Genomic DNA, 17,501 nt, shown 5'->3' with positions numbered 1-17,501 from the left:
TTCCAATATAATCTTAGTTTTGTAATAATAAATTTTTAAACTCTGTAGTTACAGCAGTTTTATTGTCATTGCCAAAAATTGACCAGCCTACAACAAAAACATTACAACCAGCTTCCGATATTTCTTTAATATTTTCCTTTGTAATACCTCCATCTACTTCAATTAAAAAATTATAACCCATTGCTTCTCGCATTTCAGAAAGCTCTTTTATTTTTCGAATGCTACCTGGAATAAATTTTTGTCCACCAAAACCAGGATTAACAGACATAATTAAAACAAGATCCACATCTTCCAGAATTTCTTTCAACATATTTACTGGTGTAGCTGGATTAATAGATACACCTGCTTTAACACCTTTACTTTTAATGTAATTTATAGTTCGATGTAAATGAACTGTAGCTTCTTGATGTACCGTTAAATAATTTACCCCTGCTTCGATGAAATTATCAATCATATTTTCTGGATTTTCAACCATTAGATGAGCATCAATTGGAAGATTCGTTACTTTTTTGATAGCATTAATTATTAATGGTCCAAATGTTAAATTTGGAACAAATCTTCCATCCATAACATCACAATGAATTATATCTGCACCACCTAATTCAACATACCTTATTTGTTGAGAGAGATTTGAAAAATCTGCTGAAAGAATTGAAGGAGCCAATAGTTTAATATTTTTCATGGTAACTCACTTATTTAGTGTTACAACAACGTTAATACTATCACCAACATTTAGTAATGTATTTTCTGAAGGTTGCTGGTCAACTATTGTATTAGGTAAAAGTGATTTTGAATAAATATATGTTTTTAATCCAATTTTTAAAGAATAATTTTTAAGTATTTTTTCTGCTTCAATTAACGATTTGCCTATTAGATTTGGAGCTTTAATCTTTCCTATTTGTGGACCTATACTAACTTTTAATCTTACTTTAGTACCAACAGGTAATTCCATTCCTTCTGGATATTGTTGTTCTGCAATAGTATTTGGTGGAAAATCGGATACAATATTTTCCAGCGAGTCTATTACAAGACCTAATTTTTGAAGTGTTATTTGAGCATCTCTTACAGATTTATTTATTAAGAATGGCATTTTAACAGTTTGCAGTCCCCCACTAATTGTTAAATATATTTTACGATTTTCTTTAACATAAGTATTTGGCAATGGCTTCTGAAATATGACGTAATCTTTATCATATTTTTCATCGTATCTCGAAGTAGTTATAATGGGATTGAGATTTAAATCTCTTAAAAGTTCTATAGCTTTATCTTTATGCATTCCTATTACATTAGGTACTTTGAGCTCATCACCGCTAACATAATAAGGCATTATAATAGAATTGATTATAATTATAGTAACTATAAAAGATAATCCATATAAGGATAATTTGAATAAGGTATTTTTAGAAATTATTCTCATGACGAAAAATTAATTATTCTATAAGTAAAAATAATAAACTTTATTGTGAATATAATTTGAATAAATATATTTTTGCTACTTTAGTATAGTTACTTTGTAACAAACTTATTAAAAAGTGCCGTCTATCTAATAATGTTAATTTGAAGCTTAACATAAAAGCATATTTATTGTTATATAATATATAAAATTAATCAATGTACAAGAATTATTTGTATTTACTACGTGGTTTTAATGAGATTCAACCATTAATAATTAACCAGACAGTATTAGAAATTTATACACAGGAAAAAGATAAATTATTTATATCTATTCCTCTAAAGGATAAAGATTATTTTCATATTGTTGTTTCTTCGAATCCACAATTCCCTTATTTAATTATTAAAAATGAACATCATAAAGCAAAAAAAAATGTTTTGAATTTTTTTAAAGAATTTTTACCTGCAAAGTTAGATAATATAGAAATTGCTTATGCTGATAGAATTATCAAATTCTCACTTTCTACTTGCTCTCTGTTTTTCAAAGTGCAGGGGCCATTTACCAATTTCTATTTAATAGATGCTAATAAAAAATTAATTCCCTTTAAAAAAATTGATAAACTCGATGAGAATGAGATTCTCCTTGAATTATTAAATGCCAGGTATATAAATGAACCGAATAAATTCTTTCAAGAACTTCAAAATAAAACCGACGAACAAATTTTAAACGAATATAAATTTATCGATAAATCTATAATAAATGAGCTAAAAGTTCGTAATGGTGATTCAATCAAAAATATTTTCAGTGAAATTATTTATGACGATATAAGAATTTCAATCTCTCCTAACGAAGGTATTGTCAAATTTGAACCTGCAAAATTCTATTTACCTCAAAATTACAATATACTCGCTTACTATAAGAGTTATTATGATGCTTTGAATGACTATTTAATTGAGTTTAATAAACTTAAAAAAAGAAAAGAACTTTACTTAGAAATAAAGAAATTTTTGAACAAAGAAATAGAAAGAATTTCGAACAAGCTAAACAATATAAAAGCAAAAATTGATGAGGGTTCAAAATCTGAATATTATTCTAAATTGGGAAATCTATTACTTTCAAATATCTTTCTTTTGAAAAAAGGGATGAAAGAAATTGAATTAATTGATAATGAGAATAATAAGGTTCATATTGAGTTAGACGAAAAATTATCTCCTAATCAAAATATTGATAGTTATTTTGAGAAAGCAAGAAATGAAAAAATACAGTTTGAGAAGTTCCAGAATCTTTATGAAGAATTAAAGAATAAATATCAAGAATTAATAGAAATGCATAATAAGTTAGAAAATAATTTAGATGATGAAGAATTATTGAAAATGAAAAAAGAATTAAAAGTAAAACAAATGACTCTTGAAAAAAGTGAAAACTCAAAAATTAATTTTCGACATTACATAATTGAAAATAAATATCATTTGTTTGTTGGAAAAGATAGCTATAATAATGATGAACTAACTTTAAAGTTTGCTAAACCAAATGATTATTGGTTTCATGCTCGTTCTGTTAAAGGTTCTCATGTTGTATTAAGAGTAGAAAATTCTAAGGAATCAATTCCTAAAAAAATTATAGAAAAATCAGCATCCATTGCTGCTTATTATAGTAAAGCTCGAACATCTGGTTTAGCTCCGGTAAGCTATACTCTTAAGAAGTATGTAGTTAAAAGAAAAGGAATGGAACCTGGACAGGTTTCTTTATTAAAAGAAGATGTTATAATTGTAAAACCTGAAATACCGGCAAATTGTGTATTAATTACAGAATAATTATGATTGATAAAAGCATAAAAAAAATTCTCGTTATAAAATTAAGGGGCATAGGCGATATAGTTCTTTCAACTATAATTCTTGATAACTTGAAACAACACTTTCCTGATGCAAAAATTGATTACTTAACAGATCCAGCGGGAAAACCTGGACTTGAAGGCCTCCCTCAGATAAATTCTGTAATTTTATTTCCAAGAAATAATTTATTAGAAAGATTAACATTGATATATAAAATATTTAGAGAAAACTATGATGTTGTATTTGATTTTTTTTCTAATCCTTCCACAGCATTAATAACATTTTTTAGCAGAGCAAAATATAGAGTTGGATTTCCTTATAGAGGCAGAAAATATGCATATAATTTATTTGGTCCTAATGAAAGAGGAAAATATCATTCAGCGATATTGCATTTAAAATTACTCGAAGGAATTGGTATTGTTACAAAATTTTCTAATTTACATTTTTATATATCAGACAAAGATCAAAAATTTGCTGATGAATTTTTTGAATCTCAAAATCTTAAAGGAAAATTTGTTATTGGTATATCACCATCTGGAGGATGGCAATCAAAGAAATGTGATCCAGAAAAATTTGCTGAATTTGCTAATGCATTAAAAGACAAATATAATTGCAGTATTTTAATTCTCTGGGGTCCCGAAGATAAAAATGATGCTCTCATAATAAACAATTTAGTAGAAAAATCTATACTTGCTCCGCCCTCAACAATAAGAGAGATGGCTGCTCTCATTAAAAATTGTAGTATTTTAATTGCAAATGATAGTGGGCCAATGCACATATCTACGGCAGTAGGAACTCCAGTTTTAAGTTTACATGGTCCAACAAATCCAGAACATCAAGGACCTTTTGGTGATAATCACGAATATATTATTTTAGATGATTTAGATTGTATAAAATGTAATTTGTTAGTTTGTCCATATGAACACGAATGCTTTAAAAATATTAATGTAGATTTAGTTTTAGATAAAATTAATAACATTATAAAAAGAAATAAAATAGAGATATAACTTGAAACATATTGAAATATTTTTACGAAGATTTATTCTGAGGCTATTTTTATTGTTCATTAGAAAGAGAAAAAGAGCAGATAAAATTGTTTTAAATGATAACTCAAAAATACTTTTTATTAGATTAAATAGAATTGGAGATGCTTTAGTATCTACCTCATTGTTGTATAACATAAAATCAAAAACGAATTATAAAATATTTGTTGTGGCAAGCAAGTACAATCACTTTATTTTTAACTCAGAAGAATTATGTGATGAAGTAATAGTTTATGATAAAAATGAGATAAATTTTTTGAAATTGATCAAAATTATAAATTCAATAAAACCTGATGCTATCATCGATCTTCACAATGATGTTTCCACAACCGGGAGTTTTATATTAGCTTTTTCAAAAGCAAAATTTAAGATTGGTTTTAATAAATGGAATAATAAATTATATGATTATGTAATTGAACAACAATCAAAAACTCATATAGTAGATAGATTAATGAGTTTTTCTCAAATACTAAATGTGCCTTACAATAAAGATGAAATAAATATTCATTATAAAGTAAGTGAAAATGCATTAAGTAATATTTGTAATTATATAAATAATAATAAATTAAATAATGTATTTAAAATTGGAATTAATATTTCTGCAGGTAATGATTCCAGATTCTGGTCAATTGAAAATTATAAAAGATTATTAAAAGATCTTAGTATATATAAAAATGCTGGTCTGATAGTATTATGTTCTCCAAATGATGTGACTAAAGCAAAAGAAATTGCTGATGATAAATATCCTATATTTTATAATAACTCATTTGAAATTTTTACTGCTCTTATTAGCAAGTTGAATTTATTAATTACACCAGATACTTCGGTTGTCCATGTGGCATCTGCATATAAAGTCCCAGTATTCGGTCTTTATGTTAAATACAAGACATCTGAAATGATCTGGTATCCATATAAATCAAAATTTGAATGTGTAATTACAGAAGAACCTACACTACATAATATTAAATACGAATCTGTTATAAATAAATTAAAACCATTTATTGAAGAGTTATTATGGAAAAATTAAATATACCTGATTGCAAAAATTTTACAGGTTATAAACCATGTTATCCAGGATACAATTGCCTGGAGCAAGGTTGTAAAGATGAAAATAAATTCGGGAAAAAGATTCTCATAATTGCTTTAGAAGCAATGGGAAGTGTATTAATGACCACTGCTCAACTCCCGGCTATAAAAAGAAAATATCCTGAATCAACCATTTACTGGTTAACACTAAAAAATTCAGCGGATATTCTGAAAAATAATCCATACATAGATAAATTATTTATATATGACTATGAAAACATTTCAATATTAACAGAAATGGAATTCGATTTAGTTTTGAATTCAGATAAATCGGTTAAGGCTGGTGCTCTTACAATGAAATTAAAAGCTAAAGAGAAACTTGGTTTTGGTATTAATAAGAATATGCAAATAATACCTTTAAATGATGGTGCCTTATATAATTATAAACTTGGACTTGATGATAATCTTAAGTTTAAGATTAATCAAAAAACAGGTCAGCAAATTTTAGCAGAAACATTTGAATTAGAATACAATCGTGATGAATATGTTTTTGAATTTACTGAAGAAGAAAAATTATTTATTGATGAGTATAAAAAAAATATTGGTATTAAAGATACTGATGAAGTTATTGGTTTTAATACAGGATGCTCCCTGCTTTATCCTAATAAGAAAATGACAATAGAACAGCATTTAATATTAATAGAAAAATTCCTTTCTTTTAATAGATTTAAAATAATGTTACTTGGTGGTCCAGAAGATACTGAAAGGAATAAAATCATAAGCGATTTCTTTAAAAACGAAATAATAAATACACCTACTAATGAAGGTATAAGAAAAGGTGCTTGTTACGAAAGTATACCACAAGTTATCATAACTGGCGATTCTTTTGGTATGCACTTGGCAATTGCTTTAAAAAAATATGTTATAGCCTGGTTTGGATTAAGTTGCTGGACAGAAATTGATCTTTATGACAGAGGTGTTAAACTCTATCCTGATGGTTTATTTTGTGCTCCCTGCTGGAAAAAAGAATGTCCTTACAATCTTGAATGTATTCAAATGATAGATTTAGAAAGAATAATAAATGAAACAGTTAAATACTTTGATAGTTTGAAAAAATGAGTGAGAGATTAAATTTATTAAAATTACATAATCAATTGAAAAGACCATTGATACTTGATGGTGCAATGGGAAGCCTGCTAATTGATAAAGGTGTTATAAGTCATCCATTGCTGTGGACTGCATTATCTAACATTAACAATCCAGATTTAGTTAAAAATATACATTATGAATACATAAAATCTGGAGCAGAAATTATAATAACCAATACATTTAGAACAAATCCATATGTAATTAACAAATCAAATATGAATATTAACACAAATGATATTGTTAAAAAGGCAATAGAAATTGCTTTTGAATCACGAGGTGAAAAAGAAATAATTATTGCTGGTTCAAATGCTCCTGCAGAAGATTGCTATCAAAGAGAAAGAACAATTTCGTACAAAGAATTAGAGTATAATCACAAAACACATATTGATATTTTATGGGAAAATAATGTTGATATAATCTGGAATGAGACTCAAAGCCATAAAGATGAGATTGAAATTATTTGTAATCATTGTTATAAAAACAAAATTCCTTTTGTTGTAAGTTTGTTTTTTGATGAAGATCTAAAAATACTCAGTGGTGAATATCTATATGATATTGTTGAATACATAAATTCATTTGAACCAGCTGCAATTGGTTTTAATTGTATAAAGCCTTCAGCATTTATTAAATACATAGAAAAATATTCATTACCACCAAGATGGGGATTTTATTTTAATTGTGGTGCAGGTAATTATAATGATGAAAATATTGTTTGTGGAATATCTCCAGAAAATTATGTGAACATTGTAAAATCTTTACTTGATTTAAAACCTATTTTTGTAGGCACTTGCTGTGGATCAAATCCATCTCATATAAAAGCAATTAAGGATTTATTTAATGAGATATATAGAAATTAAAGCACCAGCCAAAATTAATATCGGTTTAAGAGTATTAGAAAAAAGAAATGATGGATATCATAATATTTATACTCTTTTCTATCCAATTAAAGATTTATATGATACCATCACTTTTGAATTATCAGAAAAATTCGAGTTTAATTCTAATCTAAAAATTACAGATAATGAAGAAGAAAATTTGATAATAAAAGCAAAAAACTTACTCGAAAAATTTTATAATAAACGAGTAAATGTAAAAATTAATCTCATTAAAAGGATACCAATTGGTGCAGGTTTAGGAGGTGGAAGTTCAGATGCTGCAGCTACTTTAATTTGCTTAAATGAATTATTTAATCTTGGTCTAAGCTATGAAGAACTTATCAAAATAAGTTTGGAGTTAGGTTCAGATATTCCATTTTTTTTAAAAGCTTTGCCTGCAATTGGTAAAGGAAGAGGTGAAAATTTAGAATTAATAACCATTGATAATCCATTGCCAGTTTTAATTGTAAATCCTAAAATTCATATTTCCACAAAAGAAGCTTATGAATCAATAATTCCTGAACCTGATTTTGTTGATTATAAACAAGTATTAAATAATAATTTATTAAACTATGAATTAATGAAAGAAAAAATAGTTAATGATTTTGAGAAAATAATATTTGAATGGCATCCTGAAATAAAAGAAATTAAAGAAGATTTATATAAATCTGGTGCGGTATACGCATCTATGAGTGGAACTGGTTCAACTGTTTTTGGTTTTTTTGAAGATTATACAAAAGCACAGAATGCTATGAATCGCTTCCCTCGAGAGTATTTTTGCTGGATAAGTAATCCTCTGGATTAACTTCAAAAATATCATAAGTGGAAGGTTTAAAGTAATACGGTGTAATAATTTTGAAACAACTTCCAGGAAAATTATCGTGCGCTAATCTTGAAGGACTTATAACATTTATTTCTCCTCCTAACCTTTCAATTATTTCTTTTGTAATTGCCAGACCCATACCACTTCCTTCGTGTTTTGTTTTGTCTATATTCGAAGCTCTATAAAATTGATTAAATATTTTTGGTAAATCTTCTTTAGGTATGCCAATTCCATTATCACACACTTCAATTGATATTTTATCATCAACATCATCTATTATTACTTCTATCCTCCCGTTTTGATTAACATATTTTATTGAATTGCTTATTATATTAGATAAGGCAAGCTCTAATAATATCATATCAGATTTAATAAATTTCTTAACTTTTCTTCTGTCTTCAAATAATAACTCAATATTTTTTGCTTTAATGCTTTCATTTTGTTTTTCTATTATATTTTGAATAAAAGAATTTATATCTATTTCTTCAGCGGAACGAATATCTAAAAGTTTGAGTCGTGATATTCTCAAAACATTATTGAGCAAACTCAAAGTTTCTTCGGTTCTAATTTTAGCACGGTTTAATTTTTCTTCTGCTTCTTTACTTATTGCTCCAACATAATGTTGAAGAACAACATCTATTATTGATTTTATTGCTGTTACTGGTGTTTTAATTTCGTGAACAATTCCAATAATATATTTTTGTTTTGATTTTTCAGCTTCATCAATTTTTTGAAGTGATGTTCTTAAAAGTTGTTCCCTACGATACAATTGTCTTGCAATATTATTGGCTAAATAAACACTTGCAAATAACATCATTATGAATGAGACTAATGTTATTAACTCATATGATAATGTATTATTAACTGGAGAAGAATATAAACCATTAATCAAATGTATTTTTATTAATGAAATCTTACTTAATGCTATTAACAATGTAAACAGGAAACTAACTACTCCAGCCATTACATAAACAAGATAACCTGGAAGTATTAAGCTTCCAATTATCATGTGGAATATGAAAAAAATATATAATGGAGATTCGATTAAACCAGTAAAATAGACCAATAATAATAATGCTATTAAATCCAGTATCATTTGAATTAAAGAAAGATGAAGGCTATTAAATTTATCTGGGGAACATCCAACGTATTTTCTAAAGATATGTAATAAAATATTATAAACTAAAATGGAGAAAGTAATTGTAGAGATGGCAATTATCTGTGTTCTTGTAAAATTGAATTTAAATAAAAATTCACCTGATAGTAAGAAGCATATCAATAAGATTACAACAAGATATCTTAATTTAATAAACCATAAATTTCTTATTTGAATTGCTCGCCAGAACTCACCATAATTTTTTGCCCAATCAGGAAGAAGTAAAAGCATAATAAAAATGTTTTTATGTTTGAGTGAAAAATATAAATACGATACATTAAAGTAAACAAAAAGAGGCTGCCTATTTTGGACAGCCTCTGATTGGTTTAAGCAATATATCTACCTCGTTTTACATAATGAGTATGTAATAATTTATGTGATAGATGACTGCAAGGACCTTCAGTTAGAAATTCTTTATAGAGTCTAATAACATTCGGATTTTCATGTGATTTTCTAATTTCAAGAGATTCATCTTCTGCATAAATTGCTTCAGCACGTTTTTTTCTAATTTCAGGATTTGTTGGTATTGGTTGACCTCCGCCACCCAGACAACCACCTGGACAAGCCATAAACTCAATAAAATGACATTCAGAAAATTTTCCACCTGCTTTGATATCTTCCATAATTTTCTTTGCATTTGCTGTTCCATGAGCAACTGCAACTTTGAGTGTAGCTCCTTTCAACCAATTCCAATCTGGAATTAAATGTTTAATTAAATCTGGAACAGGTCCAACTTTATTACCAATAGGAATTTCCATGTATCTAATACCTTCAAAACCACGTAATGGGATTATATTTGCTCTTTCAAAAATATCTTCTGTTTTGTTGCCAGTAATAAATTCGACAACAGTTCTTAAAGCCGCTTCCATAACACCACCTGTAGCACCAAAAATTAATCCTGCACCAGATGCTTCTCCAAACGGTGAATCGAAATCACTCTTAGGCATTTCAGGTAAATTTATTCCTGCTTCTTTTATCATTTGTGCTAATTCACGAGTTGTTAATCCATAATCTACATCTTTGAAACCACTTGAATTCATTTCTGGTCTATTGCATTCGAATTTCTTTGCAGAACAAGGCATTAAAGCTACAGAAACAATATTCTCTGGATCAATTCCAGCTTTCTGTGCATAAAAGGTTTTAATTAATGCACCAAACATTTGTTGTGGTGATTTTGCAGAACTCATATGGTCAAGATACTCTGGATAAAAATGTTCAATGTATTTAACCCAACCTGGAGAGCAAGAAGTAAACTGAGGGAGAGCAACAGGTTCTTTTTTCACAAGAGCTTTATAAAGCCTAAGAATGAGTTCAGTCCCTTCTTCTATAATTGTTAAGTCAGCAGCAAAATTTGTATCGAATACTTTATCAAATCCGATTCTTCTAAGAGCAGTATTTAATTCTCTTGTCATAGATGTTCCAGCAGGTAGACCAAATTCTTCGCCAATAGCAGCACGTGGAGATGGTGCTGTTTGAATTACAACATGTTTAGTAGGATCGTCAATTGCTTTCCATATTTCATCTGATGGATCGTTTGCTCTTAATGCTGCAGTTGGGCAACGATTAATACATTGTCCACAATTAATGCATATAACATCAGCAAGTGGTTTATCAAGAAATGTTCCTATATGAGTATTATCACCTCTTCCTATTGCTTCGAGTACACCAACTTCCTGTAAATCTATGCATGTTCTAACACATCTTTTACACAAAATACATTTACTCATATCTCTAATAACAGAGTAAGAAGATCTATCAACTTCGTATCTTGGTTTATTTACATGACCAAATGTATAATTATCAACACCATATTCTTTTGCAAGTTTTTGTAATTCACAATTTCCATTACGAAAACAGGAATAACATTCACCATAGTGTTCGCTTAACAATAAATCGAGAATATGTCTGCGTGCTTTTCTTACTGTTGGTGTAGAAGTTTTAATCTTGATTGGTGTAGTTATTGGATAAGAACAACTTGCTTGCAATGTTCTCATTCCTTCAACTTCTACAACACAAATTCTACAAACACCTGCAATACATAAATCATCATGATGACATAAAGTAGGGATAGAAATTCCAACCTGTCTACATGCTTCCAGTATTGTTGTTCCCAACGGTACGGAGACTTTCTTTTCATTAATTTCTACTGTTACAGTTCCACCTATGCCTGAAGTATCTTTTGGAATTTCTACTTTATGAGCTGTTTGACTTACAGGTACTCTGAAATCTCCTCTACTTTCCATTTTGACCTCCGTTGCCGTTAAAAATTTCTTCTTTAAAATTTTCTAAGATTGATAAGAATGCATTTGGGCTCGATTGTCCCAATCCACACTTTGAAGCTACTTGCATTGTTCTTCCTAATTCTTTCAAGTTATTGATATATGCAAAAGTATAATTGCCTTTTTCAATCATTTCTATTCCTTCTAATAATTTTACATTACCAATTCTGCATGGAGTACATTGTCCACAGGATTCTTCAACAAAAAACTCCATAAAATTTTTCAGAATATGTAACATATTTCTACTTTCGTTAAAAATAATTATTGAACCTCCAGTGGCAGCATCTTCGTAAGCAAGAGTTCTATCGAATTGAGATTTAGGAATGCAAATTCCAGAAGCACCACCTACCTGGACAGCTTTAGTATTTTTTGCTCCAACTAATTCAAGTAATTCAGAAATTTTAGTTCCCCATGGCAATTCGTATACTCCAGGTTTTTCACAATCACCTGAAACAGAGAATAATTTTGAGCCTGTTGATTTATCAGTACCATATTTTCTAAACCAATTACCACCTTTTGTAACTATATGTGGGACTGAAGCTAAAGTTTCTACATTGTTTACAACAGTCGGTTTTCCTAAAAATCCAGTATTGACTGGATAAGGAGGTCGATTACGTGCTTCGCCCCTATGCCCTTCAAGTGATTCGATTAAAGCAGTTTCTTCGCCACAAACATAAGCACCAGAACCCAAGCGAATTGTTATATCAAAATTAAATCCTTCTTTTCCTAATATATTATTACCTAATAAATTGTCTTTTCTCATTTGTTCAAGATAATCTTCAAGAAATTTAAGCATGTATTCATATTCACCCCTGAGATAAACTATACCTTTAGTAGCACCTATTGTATAACCTGCTATTACCATTCCATCAAAAACTAATTCAGGATATTCCATTAGAAGTACTCTATCTTTAAATGTACCTGGTTCACCTTCATCAGCATTACAGATAACATATTTTTGATCAGCCGAGGCTGCAGCAACTAAAGTCCATTTGGTGGCAGTTGGGAATCCAGCTCCACCTCTTCCTCTTAAATTTGATTCGCGTAGTTCAAATAAAATATCTTCTCTCGATGATTCTAAAGCTTTTTTAATCCCAGCTCCACGACTATATTCAGAAAAAATTAATATGCCATTTCTTTTCTTTTCCATAATTCACCTCACTTCAGTTCATTTAATATTTGGATAGCTTTTTCTGGAGTTAGCTTTGTATAGACTCTTTCATTTACAATCATTGCTGGACCCTGATCACACATACCCAAGCAATTAGTATATTCAAGTGTAAACTTTTTATCTTTTGTAGTTTCGCCAAAATTAATTCCTAACTCTCTTTGAATTGCTTTAGCAACAGCAGATTTTCCCTGCATATCGCAAGAAATAGTTTTGCACAAGCGTACAATGTATCTTCCTTTAGGTTCTGTACTAAGGAATGAATAAAAAGAGATAACACTATATACTTCAACTGGATGAATATCGAGAAGTCTTGCAATTTCCTGTTGAGCAAAGTCTGGAATATGTTTGTATTTTCTTTGTATATCTTGAAGTATTGGAAGAAGTGATGAACGTTCTTTTCCATACTTAGTAACAAGTTTTTCAATTTCTTCGGTCAAAGTATTTCTTTCCAAAACCAGCATTTCAGTTACCCTCCTTCTTTAATAATTTTTCTACTTTTTGGATAAGTTCTTCTGGCGAAATAGGTTTTTCAACGAAATCTTCAACCGGAACCATTTCACTTTTCTCAAATTCTAAGCCTGTTGCTTTAGAAACCGATGTGTACATTAAGATTGGAGTTGTAATTCCTTCTTTACGAAATTTTTGTGCTAAATAAAATCCATCATCTGGTTCATCCATCATAACATCAAGAATAATTAAATCTGGTTTTTCCTTTGTAACTAGTTTGTAACCATCATCAGGATTCGAAGCAGAAATAATCGTATGTCCTTTTGATTTTAAGATTATACTACTAGCATCAATGATATCTGGATCATCATCAATAATTGCTATTAGAGCCATATTTCATCTCCTTAGTTTATTTTTATATGTTAATAGGTAAATTGATTATAAATGTTGTTCCTTTTCCAAATTCGGAAACAACATCAATTTTACCGTAATAAGAATCCACAATTTTTTTTACAATGCTTAATCCTAAACCAGTACCACTAATGCCTCGCGTTTTTTCATTTTTAGCTCTAAAAAATTCATTAAATAATTTTGACTTTTCTTCTGGCTTCAGTCCAATACCGGTATCTGTAATTTTTATTTCCAAATAATTTGTTGACGATGATATGTCGATAATGATTTTACCATTATCCTTATTATATTTTATTGCATTGCTAAGGAGATTTGTAATAAGACGGGATATTTCATTCTGATCTGCTTTTATTGTAGGCAAATTTTCGGCAATATTAATTTCTAAATTTAAACCTCTTTTTTTAATATCAATTTCAAAAAACTGGATTAAATTTTTGATAATATCTCTAATATCTACATCTTCAATTTCTCTAAACTTGGTTTTTAGTTCCATCCTTGAAATATCAAGAAGATCATTTACAAGATCACTAAGGCTTTTTAATCTTATTAATGAGCGATTTAAGTAATCTTTTCTTTTTTCTTCTGGTAGATTGATCTTTTCATCAGTTAATAAATTTAAATAACCTTGAACAGCAGCAAGTGGAGCTTTAAGTTCGTGAGCAACCATTGAAACAAACTGAGATTTAATTAATTCAATTTTTTTGAATTCTGTAATATTACTCAAGACAATTACAACACCTGCCAGTGTACCATCTGGATGTGGTATTGGAGTTGCAGCTGCTTCTACTATTAATTCATTATCTGGTTTTAATTCGATTTGAGTTGTATAACTTTTTAATAAAATTGTCTCCGAAGAAAAGATCTTTTCTACTATTTGTACAATTTTTTCATTTAATAGTGGAAGAATCTTATCTCCAATTTTTATATCAGATAAATCAAGAAATTTTAATGCGGCATAATTATAATAAGCTAATTCTCCATTTTTATTAATTACAAGTACTCCATCACTTATAGATTTAATAATTGCATTCAGTCTAGATTTTTCTGAAGCTAATTCTAAAAGATTTTCTTCTCTTTCTTTTTTCAATTTTTCTGATTCTAATATTAATTTTCTCTGTTTAATTCCCTGTTCAATTTGGTAAAGAAATTCATCTGGTGTAAAAGGTTTTGGTATGTAACCAAATGCACCAAGTCTTGTTGATTGTATTGCGGTTTCATAACTAGCAAATGCAGTTGCTATGAAACAAACAGTAAGTGGTCGATTAGTTTTAATTTTTTGCAAAACTTCAAGACCATCATAATCTGGCATTTTTAAATCGATAACAGCAATATCAAAATCATTTCTGGTACCGATTCGAATGCCTTCTTCACCTGTTTCGACTGCAGTTACATCATAACCTTCTTCTTCAAGCAATCTTTGTGTACCAATTCTTAAGCCTTTTTCGTCATCGATAATTAATATTTTTGGTTTGTTATTCATCTTAATCAATGAAAGTTTTCTATTTTTGCTAATAATTCTTCGATTACTACAGGTTTGTTTAATATACCATCACATTTAATCCATTCTTTTTCTTCTGGTGTTGATGCACTGAATTTAAAACCAGTCGTATAAGTAGCCGAAGTAAGAATAAATACTGGAATATTTTTTCCGTGTTCTGTTTTTTTAATTTTATAACACAGAACAAAACCAGAATCAGATTCTTCCATTATTAAATCAACAATTGCTGCATCAGGTTTTTCATCTTGAAATTTTTTCCAGCCTTCAGTGCTATTTTCAGCAGTTATAACAGTAAAACCTTTGCTTTCGAGTAGAATTTTATTTTGTTCAAGTAAATCGATGTCGTCATCAACTATTAGTATTTTCTTAACTTTTGATAATTCCATTTTATTAACCTCGTTTAATTTTCTATTAAAATATTTTGTTTGATTGGTAGAGTAATAATAAAACTTGTTCCTTTTCCAACTTCACTGTTAACTTTAATATCTCCCTTGTGCATTTTAATTATACCATAAGTAATGGCAAGACCAAGCCCTGTTCCCTTTCCAATTTTTTTTGTTGTAAAAAAAGGAGTAAATATTTTACTTAGATTTTCAGGTGGAATTCCGGCACCGGTATCAGAAATTTTTATTAACAATTTATCTTTATCATCAGCATATGATATTGTTACTACCTTTTCATCTTTATTTTCTACTGCTTCGCAGGCGTTAATAATCACATTTAATAATGCTTGTTTTAACTGATCAAAATCACCTTCTATTGTTTTATTGCCACCATTATAATTTTCAATTATAGTCACATCAGAAAATTCTTGTTTAACTTTAATTAATCTTATTACATCATTAACAATTTCACAAACATTAACTTGGGTTATTCTTAGTTTTCCTTGTCGAGCAAAATTCAAAAGGTTTGAAACTATATTCTTGCATCTATTTGCTTCTTCCAATATTAATTTCAAATCTTCTACATATTGTGGTTCGTTAATAATTTTTCCAATCTTTTTAATAAGCAGTGATGCATATATCATTATAGAACCAAGCGGATTATTAATTTCGTGAGCAACACCTGCAGCTAATTGACCAATTGAAGCTAATTTTTCTGCATGAGCAAGTTGTTCTTGTGTTTCTTTAATTTCTTTATTGGCAAGTTCAAGTTTTTCTATTAAATAAGGTAAGCACATATCTTCTTCTGCTAAATCTTTAGCAATTGCAATTGCATATTCTCTACAAGTAGGATAGCCACAGGCACCACAATTTAATTCATCAGATTTACTGAACTTATTAGTTTTAGCAAGAATAGATTTTATTAAATCTTCAGAAGGATCTGGCTTTTTCTGATTTTTAGGTTGAAATTTTCTACTAAGGTCCAAATCTCGGTTGTTAAAAAGTGTACTTTGCCATACTCTTTTATCGAATGAATTTATGTTATCCTCGATATATGATATAACTTTTTCTCTTCTTGAATAATAATTCAGATTAGAATCAATTGCGGGTCCATTAATACAACCTTCACAAAATAAAATATCAATAAACTTGGATTTAATTTTTTTATCAGCTATTTCTTTTAATATCTCCTGCACTTTATCTTTTCCTTCAACAATTATTATTTCTTTTTCTAAAATATCTCCGTGTGTATTTGTAGTTTTTAGTAAACCACCAGTTAGTGGATATGCTTTCCCCATATAGGCAAATGGAGGATCAAAATTTGAATCCTCAAGATCAGACAAAGATATTTCATTCTCTTCAATTATTTCTTTTAATTCCTTAAAAGTTAATACAGCATCAATTGCACCGGAAACATTTTCATCACGGTATTCACTTTTTTTTGCAATACATGGACCGATAAAAACTACTTTAATATCATTTCCATAATTCTTCTTCAAATATCTTCCCATTGCAATCATAGGAGATACTACTTCAGCAAGATTCTCAACAATATCTGTAAAATATTTTTCGATCCATATATAAATTGCTGGACATGGACTACTGATGATTGTTTTATTATCTGATTTTTCAAGATATTTTATGTAATAATTGCTAATTAAATCTGCACCAAATGTTGCTTCTCCTACAAAACTAAATCCAAGTTTTCTTAATGCAGCGATTAATTTTTTTTCTGCACCGGGAAATGAAGCCGGGAATGATGGTGCAATTATTGCGAATGTTTTATTATTTAGTAAGTAATCATTCATAACCACATCTTTATCATTTAAGACACTTTTTGCATTTTGAGAGCATACCTTAACACAGTGACCACATGTTATGCATCTTTCTTCAATCACAACAGCTTGACCATTAATCACTTTAATTGCGCGAGCAGGACATTCTCTTATACAAGAATAACATCTTTTACATTTCTGTCCTATTGTTGTTACTATTCCTGCTGACATATTGTTTAT

General features: G+C 28.8%; 16 protein-coding genes. 6 read left to right on the top strand and 10 right to left on the bottom strand.

Going from position 1 to position 17,501, the window contains the following annotated elements; all coding sequences use genetic code 11:
- Positions 1 to 13: 13 nt before the first annotated feature.
- Both rpe and VJY38_RS09825 read right to left on the bottom strand, forming a co-directional pair.
- Positions 14 to 682 (bottom strand): ribulose-phosphate 3-epimerase, encoded by a 669-nt coding sequence (rpe, locus tag VJY38_RS09830; protein WP_434968564.1) that lies wholly within the window; start codon positions 680 to 682, stop codon positions 14 to 16.
- Between the two features lie 6 nt (positions 683 to 688).
- Positions 689 to 1,417, bottom strand: coding sequence for a PASTA domain-containing protein (locus VJY38_RS09825; protein WP_353680520.1), 729 nt, complete (start codon positions 1,415 to 1,417; stop codon positions 689 to 691).
- Positions 1,418 to 1,611: 194 nt separating this feature from the next.
- On the opposite strand from VJY38_RS09825, the gene VJY38_RS09820 reads away from it, so the two are divergent.
- From VJY38_RS09820 to ispE, 6 genes are read left to right on the top strand one after another with little or no spacing between them, the layout of a single operon-like run.
- Entirely contained in the window at positions 1,612 to 3,207 is a 1,596-nt protein-coding gene (locus VJY38_RS09820; protein WP_353680519.1) for an NFACT RNA binding domain-containing protein, read from the top strand.
- 2 nt (positions 3,208 to 3,209) lie between these two features.
- Positions 3,210 to 4,232 carry a glycosyltransferase family 9 protein gene (locus tag VJY38_RS09815; RefSeq protein ID WP_353680518.1) on the top strand — a complete coding sequence of 341 codons (1,023 nt, stop codon included), beginning with the start codon at positions 3,210 to 3,212 and terminating at the stop codon, positions 4,230 to 4,232.
- A gap of 52 nt (positions 4,233 to 4,284) precedes the next feature.
- Entirely contained in the window at positions 4,285 to 5,295 is a 1,011-nt protein-coding gene (locus VJY38_RS09810; protein ID WP_353680517.1) for a glycosyltransferase family 9 protein, read from the top strand.
- Positions 5,283 to 6,413, top strand: coding sequence for a glycosyltransferase family 9 protein (locus VJY38_RS09805; protein WP_353680516.1), 1,131 nt, complete (start codon positions 5,283 to 5,285; stop codon positions 6,411 to 6,413). Before VJY38_RS09810 ends, VJY38_RS09805 begins: the two co-directional genes overlap by 13 nt.
- Positions 6,410 to 7,300, top strand: coding sequence for a homocysteine S-methyltransferase family protein (locus VJY38_RS09800; protein ID WP_353680515.1), 891 nt, complete (start codon positions 6,410 to 6,412; stop codon positions 7,298 to 7,300). Before VJY38_RS09805 ends, VJY38_RS09800 begins: the two co-directional genes overlap by 4 nt.
- Positions 7,281 to 8,123: a 4-(cytidine 5'-diphospho)-2-C-methyl-D-erythritol kinase gene (gene ispE / locus VJY38_RS09795; RefSeq protein ID WP_353680514.1), complete on the top strand. Its 843-nt coding sequence runs from the start codon at positions 7,281 to 7,283 to the stop codon at positions 8,121 to 8,123. The genes VJY38_RS09800 and ispE overlap by 20 nt, the downstream gene beginning before the upstream one ends.
- Here the strand turns inward: ispE and VJY38_RS09790 are convergent.
- The 8 genes from VJY38_RS09790 to VJY38_RS09755 form a co-directional block, all read right to left on the bottom strand.
- Entirely contained in the window at positions 8,068 to 9,528 is a 1,461-nt protein-coding gene (locus VJY38_RS09790; RefSeq protein ID WP_353680513.1) for a sensor histidine kinase, read from the bottom strand. The two genes, ispE and VJY38_RS09790, sit on opposite strands and share 56 nt — an antisense overlap.
- Before the next feature lie 95 nt (positions 9,529 to 9,623).
- Positions 9,624 to 11,540: an NADH-dependent [FeFe] hydrogenase, group A6 gene (locus tag VJY38_RS09785; RefSeq protein WP_353680512.1), complete on the bottom strand. Its 1,917-nt coding sequence runs from the start codon at positions 11,538 to 11,540 to the stop codon at positions 9,624 to 9,626.
- Positions 11,530 to 12,726 (bottom strand): complex I 51 kDa subunit family protein, encoded by a 1,197-nt coding sequence (locus VJY38_RS09780; RefSeq protein WP_353680511.1) that lies wholly within the window; start codon positions 12,724 to 12,726, stop codon positions 11,530 to 11,532. Before VJY38_RS09780 ends, VJY38_RS09785 begins: the two co-directional genes overlap by 11 nt.
- Positions 12,727 to 12,734: 8 nt before the next feature.
- Positions 12,735 to 13,208, bottom strand: coding sequence for an NADH-quinone oxidoreductase subunit NuoE (nuoE, locus tag VJY38_RS09775; RefSeq protein WP_353680510.1), 474 nt, complete (start codon positions 13,206 to 13,208; stop codon positions 12,735 to 12,737).
- 1 nt (position 13,209) lies between these two features.
- The gene (locus VJY38_RS09770; protein WP_353680509.1) at positions 13,210 to 13,587 is read right to left on the bottom strand and encodes a response regulator transcription factor; all 378 of its coding nucleotides are present in this window, start codon (positions 13,585 to 13,587) and stop codon (positions 13,210 to 13,212) included.
- A gap of 22 nt (positions 13,588 to 13,609) precedes the next feature.
- Positions 13,610 to 15,085: an ATP-binding response regulator gene (locus tag VJY38_RS09765; protein WP_353680508.1), complete on the bottom strand. Its 1,476-nt coding sequence runs from the start codon at positions 15,083 to 15,085 to the stop codon at positions 13,610 to 13,612.
- A 5-nt stretch (positions 15,086 to 15,090) separates the two neighbouring features.
- Positions 15,091 to 15,489, bottom strand: a complete 399-nt coding sequence (locus VJY38_RS09760; protein WP_353680507.1) for a response regulator — start codon at positions 15,487 to 15,489, stop codon at positions 15,091 to 15,093.
- 14 nt (positions 15,490 to 15,503) lie between these two features.
- Entirely contained in the window at positions 15,504 to 17,492 is a 1,989-nt protein-coding gene (locus tag VJY38_RS09755) for a [Fe-Fe] hydrogenase large subunit C-terminal domain-containing protein (protein ID WP_353680506.1), read from the bottom strand.
- Positions 17,493 to 17,501 lie beyond the last annotated feature (9 nt).

The sequence above is a fragment of the Rosettibacter firmus genome, from assembly GCF_036860695.1.
Lineage (GTDB): Bacteria > Bacteroidota > Ignavibacteria > Ignavibacteriales > Melioribacteraceae > Rosettibacter > Rosettibacter firmus.
The sequence above is the reverse complement of the archived record's forward strand: the minus strand, read 5'-3'. Positions and strand labels throughout refer to the sequence as shown.